At 71.3% G+C, this 21,593-nt stretch carries 22 protein-coding genes; 3 read left to right on the top strand and 19 right to left on the bottom strand.

The genetic code is table 11. The annotated features are described in order from the left end of the window. Positions 1-16 precede the first annotated feature (16 nt). From eccD to ACH4C6_RS22245, 16 genes are all read right to left on the bottom strand, one after another. A complete protein-coding gene (gene eccD, locus ACH4C6_RS22320) occupies positions 17-1,372 on the bottom strand; it encodes a type VII secretion integral membrane protein EccD (protein WP_398110342.1) in 1,356 nt (451 codons plus the stop codon). A gap of 76 nt (positions 1,373-1,448) precedes the next feature. Then, on the bottom strand, positions 1,449-1,760 hold the full coding sequence (locus ACH4C6_RS22315) for a hypothetical protein (protein WP_398110341.1): 312 nt from the start codon (positions 1,758-1,760) through the stop codon (positions 1,449-1,451). A 169-nt stretch (positions 1,761-1,929) separates the two neighbouring features. After that, a complete protein-coding gene (locus ACH4C6_RS22310) occupies positions 1,930-2,385 on the bottom strand; it encodes a phosphohydrolase (RefSeq protein WP_398110340.1) in 456 nt (151 codons plus the stop codon). Between the two features lie 94 nt (positions 2,386-2,479). Then, positions 2,480-3,790, bottom strand: coding sequence for a DUF6508 domain-containing protein (locus ACH4C6_RS22305; protein WP_398110339.1), 1,311 nt, complete (start codon positions 3,788-3,790; stop codon positions 2,480-2,482). Continuing rightward, positions 3,783-4,187, bottom strand: coding sequence for a hypothetical protein (locus ACH4C6_RS22300; RefSeq protein WP_398110338.1), 405 nt, complete (start codon positions 4,185-4,187; stop codon positions 3,783-3,785). Before ACH4C6_RS22300 ends, ACH4C6_RS22305 begins: the two co-directional genes overlap by 8 nt. Before the next feature lie 48 nt (positions 4,188-4,235). After that, entirely contained in the window at positions 4,236-6,701 is a 2,466-nt protein-coding gene (locus ACH4C6_RS22295; RefSeq protein WP_398110337.1) for an ADP-ribosyltransferase, read from the bottom strand. Further along, positions 6,698-7,045: a DUF6507 family protein gene (locus ACH4C6_RS22290; protein WP_398110336.1), complete on the bottom strand. Its 348-nt coding sequence runs from the start codon at positions 7,043-7,045 to the stop codon at positions 6,698-6,700. Before ACH4C6_RS22290 ends, ACH4C6_RS22295 begins: the two co-directional genes overlap by 4 nt. A 101-nt stretch (positions 7,046-7,146) precedes the next feature. Then, positions 7,147-7,461 (bottom strand): pore-forming ESAT-6 family protein, encoded by a 315-nt coding sequence (locus ACH4C6_RS22285; RefSeq protein ID WP_398110335.1) that lies wholly within the window; start codon positions 7,459-7,461, stop codon positions 7,147-7,149. A 48-nt stretch (positions 7,462-7,509) separates the two neighbouring features. Then, entirely contained in the window at positions 7,510-7,836 is a 327-nt protein-coding gene (locus ACH4C6_RS22280; RefSeq protein ID WP_398110330.1) for a hypothetical protein, read from the bottom strand. A 165-nt stretch (positions 7,837-8,001) separates the two neighbouring features. Next, positions 8,002-8,280, bottom strand: coding sequence for a hypothetical protein (locus tag ACH4C6_RS22275; protein ID WP_398110334.1), 279 nt, complete (start codon positions 8,278-8,280; stop codon positions 8,002-8,004). A 38-nt stretch (positions 8,281-8,318) separates the two neighbouring features. Further along, complete coding sequence (locus ACH4C6_RS22270) at positions 8,319-8,687, bottom strand: toxin-antitoxin system YwqK family antitoxin (protein WP_398110333.1); 369 nt, start codon at positions 8,685-8,687, stop codon at positions 8,319-8,321. Continuing rightward, complete coding sequence (locus ACH4C6_RS22265) at positions 8,687-11,320, bottom strand: hypothetical protein (RefSeq protein ID WP_398110332.1); 2,634 nt, start codon at positions 11,318-11,320, stop codon at positions 8,687-8,689. Before ACH4C6_RS22265 ends, ACH4C6_RS22270 begins: the two co-directional genes overlap by 1 nt. Next, the gene (locus ACH4C6_RS22260) at positions 11,317-11,664 is read right to left on the bottom strand and encodes a DUF6507 family protein (protein ID WP_398110331.1); all 348 of its coding nucleotides are present in this window, start codon (positions 11,662-11,664) and stop codon (positions 11,317-11,319) included. The genes ACH4C6_RS22265 and ACH4C6_RS22260 overlap by 4 nt, the downstream gene beginning before the upstream one ends. A gap of 101 nt (positions 11,665-11,765) precedes the next feature. Next, a complete protein-coding gene (locus tag ACH4C6_RS22255) occupies positions 11,766-12,080 on the bottom strand; it encodes a pore-forming ESAT-6 family protein (RefSeq protein WP_369195632.1) in 315 nt (104 codons plus the stop codon). A 48-nt stretch (positions 12,081-12,128) separates the two neighbouring features. Further along, the gene (locus tag ACH4C6_RS22250; RefSeq protein WP_398110330.1) at positions 12,129-12,455 is read right to left on the bottom strand and encodes a hypothetical protein; all 327 of its coding nucleotides are present in this window, start codon (positions 12,453-12,455) and stop codon (positions 12,129-12,131) included. Positions 12,456-12,632: 177 nt separating this feature from the next. Next, on the bottom strand, positions 12,633-13,811 hold the full coding sequence (locus tag ACH4C6_RS22245; protein WP_398110329.1) for a PP2C family protein-serine/threonine phosphatase: 1,179 nt from the start codon (positions 13,809-13,811) through the stop codon (positions 12,633-12,635). A 163-nt stretch (positions 13,812-13,974) separates the two neighbouring features. Between ACH4C6_RS22245 and ACH4C6_RS22240 the strand changes: the two genes are divergently transcribed. After that, complete coding sequence (locus ACH4C6_RS22240; RefSeq protein ID WP_398110328.1) at positions 13,975-15,228, top strand: GNAT family N-acetyltransferase; 1,254 nt, start codon at positions 13,975-13,977, stop codon at positions 15,226-15,228. 31 nt (positions 15,229-15,259) lie between these two features. On the opposite strand, the gene ACH4C6_RS22235 is transcribed toward ACH4C6_RS22240, so the two are convergent. Beyond that, entirely contained in the window at positions 15,260-16,069 is an 810-nt protein-coding gene (locus ACH4C6_RS22235) for an Fpg/Nei family DNA glycosylase (RefSeq protein WP_398110327.1), read from the bottom strand. Positions 16,070-16,423: 354 nt separating this feature from the next. Further along, positions 16,424-16,909: a ribose-5-phosphate isomerase gene (locus ACH4C6_RS22230; protein WP_398110326.1), complete on the bottom strand. Its 486-nt coding sequence runs from the start codon at positions 16,907-16,909 to the stop codon at positions 16,424-16,426. A gap of 276 nt (positions 16,910-17,185) precedes the next feature. Here ACH4C6_RS22230 and ACH4C6_RS22225 point away from each other — a divergent pair, with 276 nt between their 5' ends. Beyond that, on the top strand, positions 17,186-18,676 hold the full coding sequence (locus ACH4C6_RS22225; protein ID WP_398110325.1) for an amino acid permease: 1,491 nt from the start codon (positions 17,186-17,188) through the stop codon (positions 18,674-18,676). A gap of 492 nt (positions 18,677-19,168) precedes the next feature. Here ACH4C6_RS22225 and ACH4C6_RS22220 read toward each other — a convergent pair whose 3' ends face one another. After that, positions 19,169-19,750, bottom strand: coding sequence for a biotin transporter BioY (locus ACH4C6_RS22220; RefSeq protein WP_398110324.1), 582 nt, complete (start codon positions 19,748-19,750; stop codon positions 19,169-19,171). A 468-nt stretch (positions 19,751-20,218) separates the two neighbouring features. Between ACH4C6_RS22220 and ACH4C6_RS22215 the strand changes: the two genes are divergently transcribed. Beyond that, positions 20,219-21,418: an ROK family protein gene (locus tag ACH4C6_RS22215; RefSeq protein WP_398110323.1), complete on the top strand. Its 1,200-nt coding sequence runs from the start codon at positions 20,219-20,221 to the stop codon at positions 21,416-21,418. Positions 21,419-21,593: the final 175 nt, after the last annotated feature.

The raw sequence follows: 21,593 nt of genomic DNA, 5'->3' as shown, positions 1-21,593 counted from the left end.
CCTGGTCCTCGAAGTCTCAGAACTTGTCGAGCAACTGCCCGTAGATGCCGAACGCCCCGATGGCGAGCGGGAAGAGCGCGATCACGCCGAGTGACTCGACCAGGTCGGCGCTCCTGCGCAGCCGCACCCGGACGTGGTCGGGCGGTTCGACGCCGAGCACCAGCAGCGGCAGCAGCGCCGCGGCGCCCAGCAGCACCAGGGCCCCGACGCCCCCGGCGTGGTCCAGCCACAGCACGGCGAGGCGGACGACGAGCACCGCCGCCGCCGCGAACAGCGCCACCACCTCGGCGACCAGCGGGAACGCCCGCGCCCGGGACAGCAGCACCACGGCCACGACGGAGGCGAGGGCCACCGTCCAGACCGACGGCTCCTGCGCGGTGGTCAGCATCCAGCCGCCGGCGGCGGCCGAGGCCGCGGTGACGACGGTGGCGAGGGCGAGCCCGCGGTGGGTGGCGGCCAGGGCGTTGCCGACCTGGTGCCGGCTCACCGAGGTGCCGGTGGAGCGTTTGTCGTCGAGCGCGGTGAGCCCGGAGGCCATCAGCGCGAACCGGGGCAGCAGCCCGAGCAGGACGATGGAGAACACGGCCATCACGGCGCCGATCCGGTCCGTCCGGTCCTGGAGCAAGGCGACGCCCTCCCACACCAGGGTGACCGTGACGATCGCCCCGGCCCCGATGAGCCCGCCCCGGCCCAACGGGGAGCAGTAGGCCAGCAGGACGAGGGTGACGACGAGCGCGGCGGTGATCCCGGCCAGCCGGGCCGTTCCGCCCCAGCCGTACGCGTCGGCGGCCGTCCATGCCGTGAGCAGGCCGAGCCCGCCGGCGGCCAGCAGCAGCGCGGTCGCCAGGCCCTGGTTGCCCGTGCCGATCTTCGCGGTGGCCGCACCGGCGAGCAGGAAGAGGACGGTGACGACGGCGAGGGTCGTCGTGACGGCCTCCAGGGAGAACTCCCGGCGGGCCAGCACGGCGGCGGCGACCGTGAACACCACGGTCGCCACGCCGGCGCTCACCCGGCGGGCCGCCGGACGCCAGCGCCAGGTCCGCAGGTCCAGGTCGTCCGCGACCTGGTCGGTGACGTCGTGCACGACCGGCGCCGGAGGCGCGGCGTGGGCACGGACGAGCCGGAGCACGGCACCGTCGGGCACTTCGGCCGACGACAGCGTCGCGTCATGGGGCAGCGCCGAGCCGTCGGAGGTGATCAACTGCCGGGTGGTGGGCCTGGCGGCCGCCCGGTCGTCCAGCAACTGGAGTATGTCGGGGAGCAGTTGGCCGATCGGGGTGTCCGACGGCAGAACGAGGTCGGCTCGTCGTCGTTCGCCGATCAGGGTGACCCGGCTCAGCTGGGTCCGAGACGTCGTTGCTGCGCTCACCACTCACCGGAACCTATCATCGCGTCGTTGGAGGCCCGTCCGCGTCCCGGACGCCTGGCGCCGGCCGCACACAGCCCGTTCACTGCTTCTCCGCACCCTTGCCGCCCGCCCCGCTCGCGGAGGCGCCGGGCGCCGGGTCGTACATCTGCTCCTGCTGCTGCCGCTGCTTCCTCTCCTCCGCCTTCTGCTTGGCCAGCGTGGCCTGGAGGAAGGACCAGCCGATGCATCCGGCGCAGAGGACGGCCGCGATCGCGATGCCCGCGAAGAGCTTGCCGAACCGTTCGTCCGCCGTGCGCCGGGAGCGCTGGGCGCCGAAGAGCAGCGCGTCGCGCATCCGGCGCCGGCGCACCGCCACCGACTCCAGCAGCTGGCTGTCGTAGTCCCGTGCCATTCAGTCGTCCTGTGCCTCGTCGATGCGTCCTGTGGTGTGCGTGTGCCGCGCTGTGCCGTGCCGTGCCGTGCCGTGCCGTGCTGCGCTGTGCCGGTGCGTGCGTTCCGTGCGTTCCCTGCGTGCCGTGGCGTGCCGTGCCGTGCCGGTGGGTGCCGCGCGTGCCGGCCGGTCAGTCGTCCGGGCCGAGGCCGAGGCGCTCGCGCATGTCGGCGTACTTCCGTGTGAGCCGCCGGGCGGTGGCCGGGTCGAGGGCGGCGAGGCGAACGGGGTCCGCGTTGTGCGCGAGGTCGGCCGTCTTCACCAGCCGGGCGCCCGGCGTGGCCAGGATCCGGCGCGCGTACGCCTCCGGCTCCTCCCCCGGCCGTCTGGTCATGGCCCGTACGACGTCCTTGGTGTACTGCGGGAGCGCCGCCGCGTCGAGCCAGTCCTCGCCGAGGACGCCGTCCTCCAGCGCGTCGTGCAGCCAGGCGGCGGCGACCAGCCGGTCGTCCCCGCCGCGTGCGCGCACCCCTGCGGCGACGGCCGCCAGGTGCTCCGCGTACGGGCGACCCGCCTTGTCGGTCTGCCCGGCGTGCGCGGCGCGAGCGACGGTCTCGACCTCGGCGACACTCATTGTCTGCGGCATGCCGACCCCCCTAGCTACGCCTCCGCAACATAAGACATGGACGCGCCAGGAGTACAACCGGGGTGCGCCGGGCCCGCGCGTCCCCCCAGGGCGTTCACATCCCCCGGGACAGCCCCGTCACGGCCAGGAACAGCAGCCACAGCACGGGGATCAGGGCGATGTAGGCACGCGGCCTGCGGCGCACCGGCACCCCCGGGTCGTAGCGGGGCCCGAGGGTGCCCGGACCCGGCGCGGGGAGCCGCTTCACCTTCCGCACGGCCAGGACGTTGCGGACCAGCGTGAGCGGCGCGAACAGGAAGAGGGACAGCGGGCTCCACCATCCCCAGGCGAGGGTGTGGGCGGTCAGCGCCCGGTACACCGCCAGTCCGCACGTCAGGCACATGGGGCCGTCCGTCCGCCGGAAACCGAGGAGCAGGACCAGGCCGCGGTGGGCACGGAAGGCGACGTCCACGGCGGGAGAACCTCCGCAGAACCTGCACATGAGGAGGGCGCGGTCCGGCAGCTCGGCGGGTGGTGCGACGGCCGGGTGAGCGGCAGCGGCCACGCCGCCCGGGGCCGGGTCAGGGTCAGGGTCAGGGTCAGGGTCCGGGTCCGGGTCCGGGTCAGGATCGGGGTCCGCAGGATCGGGGTCCTGCGGGTGCGCGTACCAGGCGCGCAGCGAGGTGGCGACGGCGTCCAGGAGGCCGTCGTTCAGTGCCTGGTCGATGATCCCGTCGCAGAACTTCTCCCCGCGCACGACCGCGGTGGCGGCCCGCACGGCGTCGGCTGGCCGCAGTGCGCCGTCGGGTCCGGGCGTGGGGACGGGGTTGTCCATCCATCGGTGCTCGGGGGTGACCGCACCGATGCGGCGGAGGGCTCCCACGGCCCGGTGGACGCCGTCGCTGTACTTGGGGAACGGCACATGGATCGCCCCGCCGGGCGACTTCTGCCCGCCGCCCCACTGCACGTCGCGGTCCTCGCCCGTGAGCGCGTCGAAGGCGTCGGCGAGCTCCCGCCACGCCTCCGTGTCCGCGCGGTCGAGCTGTGCGAGCAGGCGGCGGTCGTCGGCCGGGGTGACGATCCGGGCCAGCTCCTCCACGGCCGCCGCATCGGCGGCCCCGGTGACGGGGCCCACGCCGGGTTCGCGGCTGAGCAGGTGCAGGACGCCGAGGGGGGTCAGCCCACGCTCTCGGGCCTCGCGCACCTTGCGGTACCACTCGGTTCCGAGCTCGTAGGCCCTGCGGCTGCTCGCCGCGCGGCTGATCCACTCGACGTCGCCGGCTTGATCGTCGGCCCACGCATATCCGACGATCTCGCCGTCGTCGGGGGCGGTGACGGCGACGTACCGCACGGCCCCGGTCGCGGTGCCCGCCGGGATGCGCGGGCGCTCCGGCGCGGAGTCGGCGTCGGGTGCTTCGCTAGGCATCCTTGGCGAGGGCCTCGACGGCGGCGGCACTCGGGGCGTCGGCGAGGGAGCCGGGCAGCGGACGGGTCCTGCCACGCGGCTCGGCCTCGGCGTACAGCTCGGCGAGGGTCTGCGTCGGACGGAGACCGCGCTCCTTGCCGTCACGCAGCCGGCTGATCCAGGCGATGCCCGCGTTCACGGCGCGGGGGCCGCCTGCCTGACGCGGCTCGTAGGCGGCGGCGTCGTCCTCGTCACCGGCCCAGAGGTATCCGAGGGCCGTGCCGCTCTCCTTGTCCACCACGGTGAAGTACCGCACCGGCTTCTCGGTCCAGTCCCGGTACCGCGCCGGCCCGCCCGGCTTCTCACGGAACTGCAGGTCCTCCTCGAAGCGCGAGGGCACCGGCTGCTCACTGCTCATGGGTTCATCCTCCTTGAGTCGCCCGTCGCGTCCGCGACAGTGACGCGGCTACGACCCGGCCTTCGGCACGACCTGGCAGTAGACCTGCCACTTCCCGGCCTCGTCCTGGAAGACCCGCGTCACCTTGTATTCCACACCACGGGCGAGCAGCAGCTCCCGCTCCCCCTTGTTCACGGAGATGTGGTCGATCCAGAGGGCAGGCGTGCCCTGCGGCACCCGCAGGTGCAGGTGGACGGGCTGATAGGCGAAGGCCGGGTCCTTGCCGAGGGACGTGGACATGTACCCGAGCTCGTCGTAGACGTTGCCCTGCATCTCGAGCGGTGACCGCAGGTTGAGGTAGCTCACGTCGGTGCCCCGGACGACCATGATGTCCTCGGGCACCGGGCGCGAGCCCATGACCCGGTCCATGTTGTCGACGAGATCCGCGACGGGGCGTTCCAGGGGTACGTCGACGTTCCGCAGCTGACCGTTGATGTTCTGGTAGTAGAAGCTGCTGTACCTCTCCAGGGCGCCCCTGGCCTCGGGATCCAGGTTGTCGAGGTGGTCGTTCCAGTACGCGTCGCCGTACTCCTGGCCCGCCCTGTTGCTGGTGCTGGGGTACGGGTTGGTCCCCCGCTCCAGCTCGGCGGTGGCCACCGCGTGCCGCTCGGCGTCGGTGGCCAGGTCGGCGAAGTCCTCCGCGGACATGGTCGGCCGGTACTCGAACGGCTCCCCGGCCGCGCCGCCCGGCACGTCCACACCCTGGTGCCCGGCACCGACGGGAGCATCGGTGCCGTGGGGTACGGCGGCGTCCCCGGCATCGGCATGCTCACCGGCGTGCGCGGCGTCGTCCGCGTACTGCCCGGCATCGGCGTCACCGTGGTCGCCGGCGTGGGAGGCGTCGTCGGCGTGCCCGTGCCCCGCGCCGTGCCCGGCGTCGTCCGCGTGCCCGGCTCCCGGGAAGTCGTGACCGCCGGTGTGCGTGTGCGGCGTGGCCGTCGGCGAGGTGTCGTAGGAGGACGGCGACGGCGCGTGGTCGTAGGCGGACGGGGCCGGTGACGGGTCGAAGGCTCCGCCCGGGGCGTGGATCGGAGCGGTGGGCGGTGTGTGGTGGTACGCACCGCCGGCCGCGTTGTCCACGGTGTGCGCGGTGTGCGCGACGCCGTCCGGCCCCGCGTGCACCCCGGCGTACGAGGGCGTGGGAGAACCCTGCGTCGTCCAGTGAGCGGGAAGCGTCGGCGTGGTGCCGTGCGGGACGGGGGGAGTCGTGCCGTGCGGGACGGCGGGAGTCGTGCCGTGCGGCGCCGGAGTCGCGCCGATCGTGCCGTCCGGGGCGACGAGGTCGCCGTTCGGGGTGAGTTGGTGGCCGTCGGGCAGATGGACCGAGCCGTCGGGCAGGGTGGGGATGTCGATGTTGCCGACTCCGCGCAGGCCCTTGGTGATGTCGCCGATCTTCGACAACCCCGCGCCGGCGCCCTTGGCGATGTAGGTCATCGGGTCGATCACCCGACCCGCCTTGCCCGCCACCGACAACGCCTTCGCCACCGCACCGGCCTTGCCCGCACCCGACGCCGCAGCCCCCGCACCACCCGTGAACACCGTCGTGACCACGTTGAACGTCACCGCACCCGCAGCACGCGCAGGGTTCTTGCCCCACTCGTCCCACGCCACCAGGGCCTTGCCCGTCTCCTTCATCGCCGTGCGCGAATCACGGATCCAGGAGGGAAGTTTGTCGTCCGGCAGGGCCCAGAACGCCGTCGCCACACCCGGGATCGCCGACAGGGCAAGCCCCGTCGCCAGCTGCGCCAGACCCTTCCAGGCCTGGCCCATCGCCTCCCAGCCACCGAAACCGACCAGCGTGCCCAAGCCCTTGATCGTGCCCCAGATGCCGTCCACGATCAGCCCGTCCCACACGAACGACTTCACCCAGTGGCCGACCTCGTACCAATGGTGCTTCTCCTCCACCGGGTCACCCCAGGGAAGCTTCGCGTTCTTCAGATCCTCCGCGTTGAACCCGTACTGGTTCTCCTTCTCGGAGCCGTCCCCGGCCACCATTTGGGTGCCGCCGGGCCACAACGCGGTGATCTTGTTGTGGCAGGTGCGCTCCGCCGCCCAGAACGCCGCCACCGTCGCGGTGATGTCGTCCCGCAGCTTGTTGTGCTCACTGACCTTGTCCTCGTCGTACTCCCACTCGTCGTCGTCCTTGACGGACTCGACGAAGGTGTGGGCCTTGGTCTTCAGCTCTTTGAGCTTGGCCACCAAGGGCCGGATCTCCGTGGCGTAGGACGACAACGCCCCCGACACCGTCTCCAAGTCGTCGGCAAAGGAATCCGCCCGGTCCTTCACCGGCTTGGTCGTGGCGAACAGCTGCTCCGCCTCCGGAGCGGTGTAGTACGCCGACAGACCCTGGAAGCGGGAATGGATGTCCCCACCGGCACTGCGAACGTGTCCGGCGTCCTTCTTCAGGTCGGCGTGGTCGCTTTCCAACTGCTCCAGATCACCGGTGAACTGCGGGATCTTCTCCGGCTGGATCACTTCTTGCCCACTCCCGGCAGATCCACCACCGGCGCCTTCAGCGTGTTGCGCTGCGCCTCGGCCGCCATCTCCTGATCACCGTTCAGATAGGCCGTGGTCGCATCCACCACACCCTGCAACGACTTGCCCGCACGCGCCGCGACGAACTTCAGATCCTTGGTGGCGTGCTCCGCCCATTGCGACAACGCCAGAGCAACCAAGCCACCTTGGACCTTCTCGCCGCCCTCGCCGCCACCCTCGGCGGAGATGGTGCCCGCACTGGTCGCCGCCGACGTCAGGTGCTTCCCGAAGGCCGTCGCGTACTTCTCCAGCTTCGCCGCCTCCTCCCCCGTCGACTTCAGCACCTGAGAAATACCCTGAGGCTTCAAATCCCAGCCGGGCACCACAAACCCCCGTCACTCACTACCGGCTCAACACGCTCAACGACACGACGTCAACGGCTCGTTCAGCCGATGTTGTCGACGGCCGCCTTCGCCCGCTGCAACGTCGACTGCGCCGTACCGTCGTTCTTCTCCAGCGTCGTCTTCAGCAGATGGATGATGTTCTTCACCTCTTGCGAAGCGTTGTTCCACCGCTTCTCCTTGCCGTGGTACTCATCCGCCACGCCATCCGCCGCGAAGTCCGCCATCGCCGCCTTCACCTGCCGATCACGCTCCGCGATCAACGACTCCAGCCGACCGATCACCGTCTGGATGTTCGACTGCGCGTCCGTCGACGCACCCACGTCATAGGACCGACGATCCGCACCCGCGCCTGCCATCACACACCACTCCCCGAATGAAAGAACCCAGTTGACCGGTCAGGCACCTCAGCGGAAACGCGCGGCGTCGAAGTTCGCCGCGGACATCTGCTGACGCGCGTTGTCACCCTGCTCCTGATCACCCGAGGAGAACGCGCCGTCCATCCCCGCCTGACCACCCAGGATCGCCGACAGTGACGAGTTCAGATCCGACGCGATCCGATCCGCCCGCGTCTTGAACTGGTCGAACATCACCCGGCCCGAACCGTTGAACTTCCCCTCCAGCGGCTGCGCCGCCGCCACCAACTGCCGGACCAGACCACCCAGATCGTCCGTCGAACCACGCGTGTCCCGCTGCAACGACGACAGCGTCTGCGCACCCATGTCGAACTTCATCTACTGACTCGCCTCCCCCGTACGGGCCGTCGGACCCCCGCGCATGGCGGTCCGAAGTCTCTCCCCCATCTCTATCAACGCGGCCGACGCCCATGGAATCGGGGGTCCGGAGCACTCACAGAAGCACCACATGTTCGAGAGATCCCCGCCACGCAGACCACGGCGTCAGAGTCGGTCAGTGAGGTCCGGGCCTCGGCCGTCCAGGACGATGGGTTCGTCGACGCCATATCCCACGGCCTTGCCGAAGCCGGTCGACTCACCGGGCTCCGGAGGTACACCCAGCAGGGCTTCCAGGTCTCTCAGTGCTGCGGCAAGACGTGGGGCGTTCTGCTGATACACCGCGGGGTGCGGATCGCCTCGAAAGTCGAACGGGCCCCAGACGTCGTGGAAGACCGAGATCTCGGCAGACAGGCCCAGATGCTCCGGGGAAACCAGAACGCGCACTCTCAGGGTGTACGCAGCGGCGGCTCGGACAAGGACGCTCACACGTCCTTGCGCCACGTCCGAGTCGGCCGGCCCTCCTCGTCCCACTTGGAGTCCTCCAAGAGGGTCATTCCGTTGTCCGCGAAGACCTGCTTGGAGGCAAGCACTCCGTTGGCATGCCATTCCTTGAACTCACCGACCGGAAGACCTTCCCGCAGGGTTCCCTCCGAGCGGAGGGTTCCGTCCCTGTACCACTCACGGGACGGCCCGTGCTTGTAGCCGTCGACATACGTGTCGAGACTGATGAGGTCCTCGCCGAAGTGTTCCGTCACTTCCCCGGTGAACGGTTCGCCCTCGTAGTACAACCGCTCCGAGTTGTCCATGTCGACTTCGGGATCGTCGATGTCGATGCGCTGCACTGCTGTCATCAGGGGATCCAGTTCTCATCACTGGGCGGGAAGCCCGTATAGCGGCCGTGGGTACTCGGCACCCCGTCGAGCATATGGTTGCAGTTCGCGCAGAAGGGGGCCGGGCGCCCGGGCAGACCGGTCTCCTTGTGCTTCATGAACGGGAACTCGACGGATGCGCGCAGCTCGGTGAGCACGTCCGGGCCGTCCGGCAGGCCGCGCTTCGTCCGCTCCCACAGCAACTGGTTCGCGGCCTTGACCTCGGCGTGCCCCAACGGGTGGTCCTTGTGCGGCGGCGGGTCGCCGATGCTCCCGTACCGCTCCGCGAGCGTGGGGTGGAGCTGATCCTCCGGAATGACGTTGTTCGACCGTCCGTTGATTCCCTCGAAGATCTGCCCCGTGCGCAGGTCGATCACGGCACCCACGCACTCACCCGCCTCCTTGCGCGAAAAGGTCTTGGCCTCCTTCGCTTCCCGGTAGGCGGCCCCCCGTTCCCGGGACAGGTCGTCCAGCCAGGTGCCGACGGGGCGGTTGTCGATGTGGGTGATCAGCTGGGATTCCGGGTCGACGGTGAGCCGGTGTTCCGGCACAGTGCCGAAGTCCTTGTCCCCGGCTCCGGGCGGCGGCAGCGGCTTGTCGTCCTCCACACGGATGCCGTCCGGGGTGTCACCGTGGCGCGGGGATTCGGCCTGGTGCTCTCCGTGGTCGGTTCGTGCACCGTCGTCGCTGTGCCCGCCGTCGTTCGGGGTGTGGTGCCCTCCGTCGTCCCCATGACCGTGCGGCGGGGTCGGACCGTCGTGCGGATGCGTCGGACCGTCGTGCGGTGTTGCCGGGCTGTCGTGCGGTGTTGCCGGGGCGTGTGAACCCGCCGGCGGTTCGTGGCTTGCGGCAGGGCCGTGGCCGCCGTGGCCGAGGTCGTCCGCGCGGCCTCCCGGCAGGTTGTCCGTCGACCGGCCGGCCGGCAGGTGGTCGCCCACCGCACTCGCGGACGGGACGTCCCCACCGGCGTGCACCGGCGGTACGTCGCCTCCGGCATGGACGGCCGGGGTGGTGGCCGGATTGTCCGTGGCCCGGCCGACGTCCCCGAGGTCGGTGTCGAGGCTGTCACCCAGGCGTACGTGCTGCCCGGCCTGTTCCGCGGTGTGCGTGCCCGCCCCGACCGAGGCGGGCTGCCGGTCCGGGGAGTCCACCCGCGGGTTGTCCGCACCGGAGGTGGGACCGTCCGGGGTGCCCGGCTGGTCGACGACATCGCCGGGGCCGTCGGCGGACTGCTGCAGCACATTGCCGCGCTCGTCCAGCAGGTTGCCGTCCGGGTCGTAGTAGCGGGCCGGGGCGCCGTCCTCCGTGGGGAGCCGCGTCGTGCCCTCCGGCAGGACCGGCACGTCCTCCGGCAGGCGCACCGTGCCGTCCGGCAGCGTCGTCGCCCCCTCCGGGATCGCCGCACCCTCGGGCCACCGCACCGTGCCATCAGGAAGCTTCACACTGCCCTCGGGCAGCGTCAGCGCGTTCTCCGGCAGCGTGGGGATGTCGATGGCACCGACTCCGCGCAGGCCCTTGGTGATGTCGCCGATCTTCGACAACCCCGCGCCGGCGCCCTTGGCGATGTAGGTCATCGGGTCGATCACCCGACCCGCCTTGCCCGCCACCGACAACGCCTTCGCCACCGCACCGGCCTTGCCCGCACCCGACGCCGCAGCCCCCGCACCACCCGTGAACACCGTCGTGACCACGTTGAACGTCACCGCACCCGCAGCACGCGCAGGGTTCTTGCCCCACTCGTCCCACGCCACCAGCGCCTTGCCCGTCTCCTTCATCGCCGTGCGCGAATCACGGATCCAGGAGGGAAGTTTGTCGTCCGGCAGCGCCCAGAACGCCGTCGCCACACCCGGGATCGCCGACAGGGCAAGCCCCGTCGCCAGCTGCGCCAAGCCCTTCCAGGCCTGGCCCATCGCCTCCCAGCCACCGAAACCGACCAGCGTGCCCAAGCCCTTGATCGTGCCCCAGATGCCGTCCACGATCAGCCCGTCCCACACGAACGACTTCACCCAGTGGCCGACCTCGTACCAGTGATGCCTCTCCTCCACCGGGTCACCCCAGGGAAGCTTCGCGTTCTTCAGATCCTCCGCGTTGAACCCGTACTGGTTCTCCTTGTCCGAACCGTCCCCGGCCACCATCTGCGCGCCGCCGGGCCACAACGCGGTGATCTTGTTGTGGCAGGTGCGCTCCGCCGCCCAGAACGCAGCCACCGTCGCGGTGATGTCGTCCCGCAGCTTGTTGTGCTCCCCGACCTTGTCCTCGTCGTACTCCCACTCGTCGTCGTCCTTCACCGACGACACGAACGCCGCCGCGTCCGCCTTCAACTGCTTCAGCTTCGCCACCAGCGGACGCACCTCGGTGGCATACGACGACAACGCCCCCGACACCGTCTCCAGATCGTCCGCGAACGCATCCGCCCGGTCCTTCACCGGCTTCGTCGTCGCGAACAACTGCTCCGCCTCCGGAGCCGAGTAATACGCCGACAAGCCCTGGAACCGGGAATGAATGTCCCCACCGGCACCCCGGACCGCACCCGCGTCCTTCTTCAGGGCCGCATGGTCCGACTCCAGCTGCTCCAGATCACCCGTGAACTGCGGGATCTTCTCCGGCTGGATCACTTCTTGCCCACTCCCGGCAGATCCACCACCGGCGCCTTCAACGTGTTGCGCTGCGCCTCGGCCGCCATCTCCTGATCACCGTTCAGATAGGCCGTGGTCGCATCCACCACACCCTGCAACGACTTGCCCGCACGCGCCGCGACGAACTTCAAATCCTTGGTGGCATGCTCCGCCCACTGCGACAACGCCAAGGCGACCAGACCGCCCTGCACCTTCTCGCCGCCCTCGCCGCCACCCTCCGCGGAGATGGTGCCCGCACTGGTCGCCGCCGACGACAGGTGCTTACCGAAAGCCGTCGCGTACTTCTCCAGCTTCGCAGCCTCCTCCCCCGTCGACTTCAGCACCTGAGAAATACCCTGAGGCTTCAAATCCCAGCCGGGCACCACAAACCCCCGTCACTCACAACCGGCTCAACAGTCTCAACGACATGACAACAACGGCTCGTTCAGCCGATGTTGTCCACGGCCGCCTTCGCCCGCTGCAACGTCGACTGCGCCGTACCGTCGTTCTTCTCCAACGTCGTCTTCAGCAGATGGATGATGTTCTTCACCTCTTGCGAGGCGTTGTTCCACCGCTTCTCCTTGCCGTGGTACTCATCCGCCACGCCATCCGCCGTGAAGTCCGCCATCGCCGCCTTCACCTGCCGATCACGCTCCGCGATCAACGACTCCAGCCGACCGATCACCGTCTGGATGTTCGACTGCGCGTCCGTCGACGCACCCACGTCATAAGACCGACGATCCGCACCCGCGCCTGCCATCACACACCACTCCCCGAATGAAAGAACCCAGTTGACCGGTCAGGCACCTCAGCGGAAACGCGCGGCGTCGAAGTTCGCCGCGGACATCTGCTGACGCGCGTTGTCACCCTGCTCCTGATCACCCGAGGAGAACGCGCCGTCCATCCCCGCCTGACCACCCAGGATCGCCGACAACGACGAGTTCAGATCCGACGCGATCCGATCCGCCCGCGTCTTGAACTGGTCGAACATCACCCGGCCCGAACCGTTGAACTTCCCCTCCAGCGGCTGCGCCGCCGCCACCAACTGCCGGACCAGACCACCCAGATCATCCGTCGAACCACGCGTGTCCCGCTGCAACGACGACAGCGTCTGCGCACCCATGTCGAACTTCATCTACTGACTCGCCTCCCCCGTGTGGGCTACCTCGGCGACCGCTCCCCGGTCGGCCTCACGTCTCCCTACCATCTCTACCAACACCGTAGTTGCCCGTGCAATCGAGGTTCGAGTCGCTTACAGAAGTGGCACAGAACCATGACCGAGCCGTGGGTCGGGTCCGCCGGGCGCCGTGCGTCAGCGGGTCGCCGCCGCCGTCGGCCCTTCCCGGCAGATCAGCAGCAGGGCCCGGTCGTCGTTGACGTCCTTGGCGACCGCCTCGATGAGGTGCCAGGCGGCGCCGTGGAAACCGCCGGCGACATAGCGGTCGGCCTCGCCGGTGAGACGGTCGATGCCCTCGACGATGTCGCGGTCGGAGGTCTCCACCAGGCCGTCCGTGAACAGCATCAGGACGTCACCGGGCCGCAGCGAGCCCTTCACCGGGTCGAACTGGGCGCCGTCGTAGACGCCGAGCAGGGGGCCCTCGGCGGCCTTCTCCTCCCAGCGGCCGCTGCCCGCGCTGAGCTGGAGGCCCGGCGGATGGCCCGCCGAGTACAACTCGTAGTCGCCGGAGTCCAGGTCGAGGACCAGGTGGATGGAGGTGGCGAAGCCCTCGTCCCAGTCCTGGCGGAGCAGGTAGCCGTTCGCGGCCGGCAGGAAGGCGTGCGGCGGCAGGGAGCCCAGGAGGCCGCCGAACGCGCCGGAGAGGAGCAGGGCGCGCGAGCCCGCGTCCATGCCCTTGCCGGAGACGTCGGTGAGGACGACCTCGAGCGTCCGGCCGCCGTTGGTGCGGGCCGCCACCACGAAGTCGCCGGAGAACGACTGGCCGCCCGCGGGACGCAGTGCCATCTCGCGGTGCCAGCCGTCGGGCAGACCGGGCAGCTTGCTCTGCACCCGGATCCGTTCCCGCAGGTCGAACAGCATGGTGCCGCCGCGGCGCCAGGGCACGCCGACCCGGCTGCGGAACTGGGCGAGCAGCAGCCCGAAGAAGCCGCAGGCCGCGACGACGAGCACGGTACCGGGGGTGACCCGGGACGGGCCCTCGGTGTAGGGGCCGAGTTGCACCGACTCCACGATCAGTGCCGTGGCGGCGGCCGCGTACAGGCCGAGCAGGCTGGCCGGGCGCAGCAGCAGTCCGCCCACGACGACCGGCAGGACCAGGGCGGCCGGGGAGAACCAGACCGCGTTGCCCAGGGTGGCCGCCGCGATCAGCGGGACGGTCAGCAGCAGTCCGGCCAGGGCGATCCAGTCCGAGCCGTCGCCGCGGAAGTAGTCCACGGCGGCTCGGCGCACGCCGACGCGGACCCGGTGCCACTGCTTCTTCAACCGGGCCGTGAACGTGTCGGCTTCCGACCGCCGCTCTCGTCCTGATGCCATTAGTTCGGGACCCTATCCATCGGACCAGCCCCTTGGCACGGGAGGTCCCACTTGTCCCCCGTCCGAGGGCGGACTTCACAGTGAACGTCACCGTGCGCCCGTGCGTCGCCGCCCGGGAGAAATTCCCTCGCTCGTCCCGCATTGCCCTGGTAGGCATGGCCCCATGGCGACAGATGTGAACGGTTCTTCGGCCGGCCCCCGGGTGCTGCAGCGGGATGAATGGGACAAGTGGTACAACACCCTGCTCCGGGGCTTCGGCGGGGTGCCGGAGGCCGCCGAGGAGCGGGAGCTGTGGAACGCGCTGACCGAGTTCGACCGTTCACTGGGCGTCTGGGAGGGTGACGAGTGCGTGGGGACGACCGGGGCGTTCACCTTCCGGCTCACCGTGCCCGGCGGCGCCCCGGTGCGGGCGGCCGGCGTCACGATGGTGAGCGTCGCGGCCACGCACCGCCGGCGCGGAGTGCTGACGTCGATGATGCGGCGCCAGCTGGACGACGTGCGCGCCTGGGGTGAGCCGCTGGCCGTGCTCACCGCGTCGGAGCCGGCGATCTACGGCCGGTTCGGTTACGGGGCGGCCACCTTCCACCTGAGCGCCGAGATCGACACGACCAGGGTGCGCCTGTCGGTGCCGGACGGGACGGACGCCCTGCGGGTGCGCTTCGCGGCGCCGGCCGACGTCCTCGACGTGTGCGAGGCGCTGTACGCCCGGCTGGTCCCCACGCGGCCCGGGCTGCTGGCGCGGCAGCCCGGCTGGGAGCGGCTGGGGGTGCTCGACCCGGAGAGTGAGCGGGGCGGGGCGTCGCCGTTGCAGTGCGTGCTGGCCGAGCGGGACGGGGAGACGGTCGGGTACGCGCGCTACCGCGTCAAGCCGCAGTGGGAGCTCGCCGGGGCGAACGGCACGGTCGTGCTGGAGGACCTGATCGCGCTGGACCCGGCGGCGGACGCGGCGCTGTGGCGCTTCCTGTTCGGGATCGACCTGACCTCGAAGATCACCTTGCGCGGACGCCCGGTGGACGACCCCTGGCAGTACATGGTGTCCGACATACGGCGGTGCCTGCCGCGGCTGCGGGACTCGTTGTACGTGCGGCCGGTGGAGGTCGGGGAGGCTCTCCAGGCGCGGACGTACCAGGCGCCGGTGGACGTGGTGCTCGAGGTCGAGGACGCGTTCTGCCCGTGGAACGCCGGGCGCTGGCGGCTGAGCGGCGACCGGAAGGGGGCGTCCTGCGAGCGCACCCGGGACGCGGCGGATCTCGCCCTGTCGGTGCGGGAGTTGGGCGCCGCCTACCTCGGGGGCGTGCCGCTGACGGCGCTGGCCGCGGCGGGGCGGGTGCGCGAACTGCGGCAGGGTGCGCTGGCGGAGGCCTCCGTGGCGTTCGGCAGCGGGGGCCCGGCCCCGTGGCTGCCCCACGGCTTCTGAGGCGGGGCGGGTGCCCGGCCTCCGGCCCCGGTCAGGGGCGCTGGCAGGTGGGGCACCAGAAGAGGTTGCGGGCGGCGAGGTCGGCGGTGCGGATCTCGCCGCCGCAGACGTGGCAGGGCAGGTTCGCCCGGCGGTAGACGTACACCTCGCCGCCGTGGTCGTCCACGCGGGGCGGGCGGCCCATCGCCTGCGGGGTGTGCTCGGGGCGGACGGTGTCGATGCGGTTGTTGCGGACGCCCTCGTGCATGAGGGCGACGAGGTCGGCCCAGATCGCCCGCCACTCGGCCGGGCCGATGTCCTTGCCGGTGCGGTAGGGGTCGATCCGGTGCCGGAAGAGGACCTCGGCGCGGTAGACGTTGCCGACGCCCGCGATGACCTTCTGGTCCATGAGCAGGGCGGCGATCGTCGTACGGCTGCGGGAGACGCGCCGGTACGCCGCGTCCGGGTCGGCGTCGTCGCGCAGCGGGTCCGGTCCGAGGCGGTCGTGTATCGCCTGCTTCTCCGGGGGCGTGATCAGGGCGCAGGTGGTGGGGCCCCGGAGGTCGACGCAGGCCGTGTCGTTCTCCAGGCGGAGGCGGACGGTGTCGGTGGGGGGCGGCCCGGGGGCGGGCCCGAAGCCGACCTTGCCGAAGAGGCCGAGGTGGATGTGCACCCACCGCGCCCCGTCGAATCGGAGGAAGAGGTGCTTGCCGTGGGCTTCCGTGGCGGTGAGCCGGGTGCCGGTGAGGAGCGCGGCGGCCGGGGCGAACTTGCCCTGAGGGCTGGTGACTTCGGGTGCGCTGCCGAGGAAAGCCGTGGCGTAGTCCTGGGCCAGGCGGTGAATGGTGTGGCCTTCCGGCACGGGTTCGTCCTCCGGCGGGCGTCTGTCCGGCCCGGGCCGCGGCACGGGCGTACGGCGGTGGCCGTCGGGTACGGCGGTGGCCGTCGGGCGCGGCGGTGGTGTTCGGGTACGGCGGTGGTCTTCGGGTACGGCGGTGGTCGGTGGATGCGGCGGGGGCCGTCGGCTGCGGCGGGGACCGTCAAGTGCGGCGGTGGTCGTCCGCAGTGCCGCCGGGATCCCGCGGGGGACGGTGGTCGGCTGCGGGCGCAGCGGGGGTGTCGCGTCCGGCGCACGTCGGGCGGCGCTGCGGACGGCGCCGCGGCCCGGGGAGCGCTCGGGTGCGCGGTCCCCGGGCCGTCGGCCGGCAGTGCGGTGCTACGCCTGCGGGTGGTGCGGCGGGATCGGCGGCAGGTCGCCGCTGGTCTCGTACGCGGCGAGCATGTCGATGCGGCGGATGTGGCGCTCGTCACCGGAGAACGGGGTGGCGAGGAACGTCTCGACGAACTTCGTCGCCTCGTCCTGGGAGTGCATACGGGCGCCGACGGCCACGACGTTGGCGTTGTTGTGCTGGCGGCCCAGAGCCGCCGTCTCCTCGCTCCAGGCGAGGGCCGCGCGCACGCCCTTGACCTTGTTCGCCGCGATCTGCTCGCCGTTGCCGGAGCCGCCGATGACGATGCCGAGCGCGTCGGGGTCGGCGGCCGTGCGCTCCGCCGCGCGGAGGCAGAAGGGCGGGTAGTCGTCCTGGGCGTCGTAGATGTGCGGGCCGCAGTCCACGGGGTCGTGCCCCGCCGCCTTCAGCCAGTCGACGAGGTGGTTCTTGAGTTCGTAGCCCGCATGGTCCGAGCCGAGGTACACGCGCATGGCACGAGTGTGACACGGGTGATGCGGGGCAGGCGCGCGGGGTGGTGCCGGGGAAAACCCGGCCCGAATGTGAAATGGATTACGGAACCTCAGGAAAACCTCAAGTAACAATCTGGATTCAAAGGTTCTCCTATCCGTTCGCCTCCGATTCACTGGACCGGCTCGTACACCGCTCGTATGAGCCCCGCACCACCGCCATGCCGCGGCACACCCCGTTCGCAGGCCTGCGCGGTGCCGTGCGACGTACCACTCCCCGGCGCAAAGGAAATCCGTTCCATGACCTCGCAGCCGACGACGAAGACGACCGAGAAGGACCGTGAAGGACCCGGGGAACCCGGGGCGCACGGTTCCGGGCTCCAGGCCGGGCTGAAGAACCGGCACCTGTCGATGATCGCCATCGGCGGTGTCATCGGCGCCGGGCTCTTCGTCGGGTCCAGCTCCGGCATCGCCACCGCCGGTCCCGGCATCCTGCTGTCCTACGCCCTCGTCGGCACGCTCGTGGTGCTGGTGATGCGGATGCTCGGCGAGATGTCGGCCGCCAACCCCACCTCGGGCTCCTTCTCCGCCCACGCGGACCGGGCGCTCGGCTCGTGGGCCGGCTTCTCCATCGGCTGGCTGTACTGGTTCTTCTGGGTCGTCGTGCTCGCGGTCGAGGCGACCGCCGGCGCGGTGATCCTCGAGGGCTGGATACCGGCCGTCCCGCAGTGGGCCTGGGCCCTGATCGTGATGATCGTGCTGACCGCCACCAACCTGGTGTCCGTCGGCTCCTACGGCGAGTTCGAGTTCTGGTTCGCGGGCATCAAGGTCGTCGCCATCGGCGCGTTCATCGTCATCGGCGGTCTCGCCGTGTTCGGCGTGCTGCCGGGCGTCGACAGCGACCAGGCCGGATTCGGCAACCTCACCGAGCACGGCGGCTTCCTGCCCCACGGACCCGGCGCGATCCTCACCGGTGTGCTGCTCGTCGTCTTCTCCTTCATGGGCAGCGAGATCGCCACCCTGGCCGCCGGTGAGTCGGAGAACCCGCAGCAGGCCGTCACCAAGGCCACCAACAGCATCATCTGGCGTGTCGCCGTCTTCTACCTCGGCTCGATCCTGGTCGTGGTCTCCCTGCTGCCGTGGGACAGCAAGTCCATCACCGAGGACGGCTCCTACGTCGCCGCGCTCGACTCCCTCGGCATCGCGCATGCCGGTCAGATCATGAACTTCATCGTGCTGACCTCGGTGCTGTCCTGCCTCAACTCCGGTCTGTACACCGCCTCGCGCATGGCCTTCTCGCTCGGCCAGCGCGGGGACGCGCCGAAGGCGTTCGCCCGTACGACCTCCAACGGCGTGCCGCGCACCGCGATCCTCGCGTCCGTGGCGTTCGGCTTCGTCGCCGTGTTCTTCAACTACAAGTTCCCGGACTCCGTCTTCCTGTTCCTGGTGAACTCCAGTGGTGCGGTCGCCCTGTTCGTGTGGCTGGTGATCTGCTTCTCCCAGCTGCGCATGCGCCGGATCATCCAGGCCGAGGCGCCGGAGAAGCTCGTCGTGAAGATGTGGCTGTACCCGTACCTGACCTGGGCCACGGCCGCGCTGATCGTCTTCATCCTCGGCTACATGCTCACCGACACCGAGCACGACGGGCGCACCACCATCTTGCTGTCGCTGCTGGTGGCGGCCGTGGTGCTGGTCATCGCCTTCGTGAAGCAGAAGGTGCGGGGCGGCCGCCGCCCGGCCGACGCGGCCGCGGTCCCCGCCGACCGGCGCGACGAGGTCTCGGCCGGCTGAGCCGCCGGCCACCTGCCGTTCCGGCTGAACGGACGGGCCCGTGACGCGTGCTGTTCCGCACGCGTCACGGGCCCTTCGCCGTACAGCCCGCCGCGGCTGCCCACAGCACGGTGGGAACCGGGGCGGGGTCCGTGACGGGGAGCGCGGAGGCCCTTGAGAGGGAGGCCCTGGAGCAGGGGGGTGCCGCCACCAGGCCATCCGGTGGACGCCGCCGGCAGGACGCCCGCGCCGGTACCGGCGGTACGGGCAGTACCGGCGGGACAGGCGGTACTGGCGGTACGGGCGGTACTGGCGGGACAGGCGGTACTGGCGGTACGGGCGGTACTGGCGGTACGGGCAGTCTCGGCGGTACCCGCGGTCTCGGCGGTACCCGCGGTACCGGCGGTACCCGCGGTCTCGGCGGTGACGAGCCCGCAGCCGTCCCGCCCGGGAGCGCGCACGGCAGAGGCCCGCCGGGGGATCCCCGGCGGGCCTCTGCGGCGTCCTGCGCGGTCAGCGCCTGCCGGCGAACTTCCACGCCGTGGGCAGCGCGCCCATCGCCAGCGCCGCCTTCAGCGCGTCGCCGATGAGGAACGGCGTGAGGCCGGCCGCGATGGCGGCGGTGGCGGACATGCCGGTCGACAGGGCGAGGTAGGGCACGCCGACGGCGTAGATGATCGCCTCGCCGACGAGCATCGTGCCCGCCATGCGCCACACCGAGCGGTCCGCGCCGCGGCGGGCCAGGGCGCCGACGACGGTCGCGGCGAGGATCATGCCGAGGATGTAACCGAAGGACGGGGCGACCCCGGACGTGCCGCTCGCGAACCACGGCACCCCGGCGACGCCCGCCACCGCGTACAGCGCGAGGGCGAGCAGGCCGCGGCCGGCGCCGAGCGAGGTGCCGACGAGCAGCGCGGCGAAGGTCTGGCCGGTCACCGGCACCGGGGAGCCGGGCACCGGCACCGACAGCTGGGCGGCGAGGCCGGTGAGCGCGGCGCCGCCGAGCACGAGGGCCGCGTCCCGGACACGGGAGGCAGGGAGCAGGTCGGCGAGGACCTGTCCGGTGCTGGCGGGTGTGGCGGCGGCGGTGCTCATGGGGACTCCGCGGGGGTGAGGGCGGGTGGGACACCGTGACGCTATCCCAGCGCCCTCGCGCCGATCACCGTCAGCGCTCGACAAAGGCATGAGGCGGCCCTTGGTCGGCTCCGGACAAAGGACGCCGTCTGCCGCGGGTGCGGCGTGACGCCGGTCACTGAGTTGAGGTGGCCCGCAGCACGCCGGCCACCGAAGAGGCCGCTGTAGGTTTCCCCCAAAGACCGGCGCCGGCCGCGCGGGTGCTCACCGGCGGTGTCTCGCCCGTCGGGCACGCCCTGTCCGCCGCGGAGGCGTTTTGCTAGCGTCTCGCCCATGGTTGCCCAGGCCCGGTACTTCTCGCAGCGTCGCTACGTCGACCTGCGCCGCCAGGGCACGGCCACCTGTCGCCGCCCGGTGTGAGGCGGGGCGGCACGGTTCCGGCCCGCCGATCCAGACGGCACAGTGTCGGACCGGCCCCAGGAAGTTCCCATGCCCCGTACCGCGGCTCCCCTTCTGACGTCCCCCATCCCCCGAGTCGCCGACAGCGACCGGCGCCGCACCAGCGCCAGCGTCGTCCTGCGGTCCGTGCTGGAGCACGGCCCCGTCGCGCGCAGCACCATCGCCCGGCTGACCGGGCTGTCGCCGGCGTCGGTGACCGACTACTGCGCCCGGCTGGCCGAGTCGGGCCTCATCCGCGAGTCCGCGGTGCCGCTGCGGTCCAAGGGGGTGGGGCGGCCGCACCTGCCGGTCGACCTGGACGGCTCCCGGTTCGTGGTGGCCGGGGTGCACGTGGCGGTGCCCCACACCACCGTCGCGCTGCTCGATCTGCGCGGGCGGGTCCTGGCCCGGCGCGAGCTGAAGCACGAGGGGGCCGGTCCCGCGCGGGTGCTGGCCCGGGCCGCCGACGGGCTGGCGGCGCTGTTCGCCGGGGCCCGGGGCAGCCGGCCGCTGGGGGTCGGGTTCGCGGCGGGCGGCTGGGTGGACCGGGACTCGGGCACCGTCGTGGAGCATCCCCTGCTGGGCTGGCGCGAGGTGCCGGTGCGTGACCTGCTGGCCGCGCACACCGGCCTGCCGGTCCATGTGGACGGGCACGCCCGGGCGTTGCTCAACGCGGAGCGGCTGTTCGGTCCGGCGCGGGGCAGCCGGAGCGTGCTGCACCTGTTCGCGGGCAACATGGTCGACGCGGCGTTCGCGACCCACGACGAGGTCCACCACGGGCCGCGCTCCGCGGCCGGGGCCATCGCCCATCTGCCGGCGCCGGGCGGCTCGGAGCCCTGCGACTGCGGCCGATCCGGCTGCCTCCAGGCCGAGTTGAGCGAGCGGACGCTGTGCCGGCGGGCCCGGGAGGCGGGAGTCGCGGACGGGGTGAACCCGATGCACGTGGTTGCGGCGGCCGCCGCCGGTGACACCGTGGCGGCCGGGTTGCTGCGGGAGCGCTCACGCCGGGTGGGGCGCGCGGTGGGGCTGCTGCTCGACGTGCTCAACCCCGAGCGGGTGGTGGTGACGGAGATCGGTGCCATGCACCGCGAGGACTGCCTCGCCGCCCTGCGTGCGGAGGTCGGAGCCGAGCGCGCGGACACCGTGGCGCCGATCGGTTTCACGGATTCCGTGCCGGCCGTCGCGGGCGGTTCGGTGGCGCTCGACGTTCTCTACCGGGATCCGCTGGGCACGCCACCTGAGGCTATTTAATTCAGAAACTCGGAATGTTGACAGGCCGGGCCGCTGACCAGGAACATCCTGTTCATGAGCCCGCTCACGAGCTGTCGCACCCTCTGTTGCTGACCCGTTGACGCGCCCCCGGCGCCCCTTCGCGGAGCGCCTTCTCCTTCCTTTGTGACATTCCCGTGAATTCCCGGCCGCCTTT

The sequence above is a fragment of the Streptomyces sp. NPDC017943 genome (assembly GCF_044328425.1).
GTDB classification, from domain to species: Bacteria; Actinomycetota; Actinomycetes; order Streptomycetales; family Streptomycetaceae; genus Streptomyces; species Streptomyces djakartensis_A.
This window is presented reverse-complemented; position numbering and strand designations above follow the sequence as displayed.

Coding starts and splice junctions, on each gene's coding strand:
- ACH4C6_RS22315 (WP_398110341.1), bottom strand. CDS start 1,760: ATGGCACGGGACTACGACAGCCAGCTGCTGGAGTCGGTGGCGGTGCGC.
- ACH4C6_RS22310 (WP_398110340.1), bottom strand. CDS start 2,385: ATGCCGCAGACAATGAGTGTCGCCGAGGTCGAGACCGTCGCTCGCGCC.
- ACH4C6_RS22305 (WP_398110339.1), bottom strand. CDS start 3,790: ATGCCTAGCGAAGCACCCGACGCCGACTCCGCGCCGGAGCGCCCGCGC.
- ACH4C6_RS22300 (WP_398110338.1), bottom strand. CDS start 4,187: ATGAGCAGTGAGCAGCCGGTGCCCTCGCGCTTCGAGGAGGACCTGCAG.
- ACH4C6_RS22285 (WP_398110335.1), bottom strand. CDS start 7,461: ATGGCAGGCGCGGGTGCGGATCGTCGGTCCTATGACGTGGGTGCGTCG.
- ACH4C6_RS22280 (WP_398110330.1), bottom strand. CDS start 7,836: ATGAAGTTCGACATGGGTGCGCAGACGCTGTCGTCGTTGCAGCGGGAC.
- ACH4C6_RS22270 (WP_398110333.1), bottom strand. CDS start 8,687: ATGACAGCAGTGCAGCGCATCGACATCGACGATCCCGAAGTCGACATG.
- ACH4C6_RS22255 (WP_369195632.1), bottom strand. CDS start 12,080: ATGGCAGGCGCGGGTGCGGATCGTCGGTCTTATGACGTGGGTGCGTCG.
- ACH4C6_RS22250 (WP_398110330.1), bottom strand. CDS start 12,455: ATGAAGTTCGACATGGGTGCGCAGACGCTGTCGTCGTTGCAGCGGGAC.
- ACH4C6_RS22245 (WP_398110329.1), bottom strand. CDS start 13,811: ATGGCATCAGGACGAGAGCGGCGGTCGGAAGCCGACACGTTCACGGCC.
- ACH4C6_RS22240 (WP_398110328.1), top strand. CDS start 13,975: ATGGCGACAGATGTGAACGGTTCTTCGGCCGGCCCCCGGGTGCTGCAG.
- ACH4C6_RS22230 (WP_398110326.1), bottom strand. CDS start 16,909: ATGCGCGTGTACCTCGGCTCGGACCATGCGGGCTACGAACTCAAGAAC.
- ACH4C6_RS22225 (WP_398110325.1), top strand. CDS start 17,186: ATGACCTCGCAGCCGACGACGAAGACGACCGAGAAGGACCGTGAAGGA.
- ACH4C6_RS22220 (WP_398110324.1), bottom strand. CDS start 19,750: ATGAGCACCGCCGCCGCCACACCCGCCAGCACCGGACAGGTCCTCGCC.
- ACH4C6_RS22215 (WP_398110323.1), top strand. CDS start 20,219: ATGCCCCGTACCGCGGCTCCCCTTCTGACGTCCCCCATCCCCCGAGTC.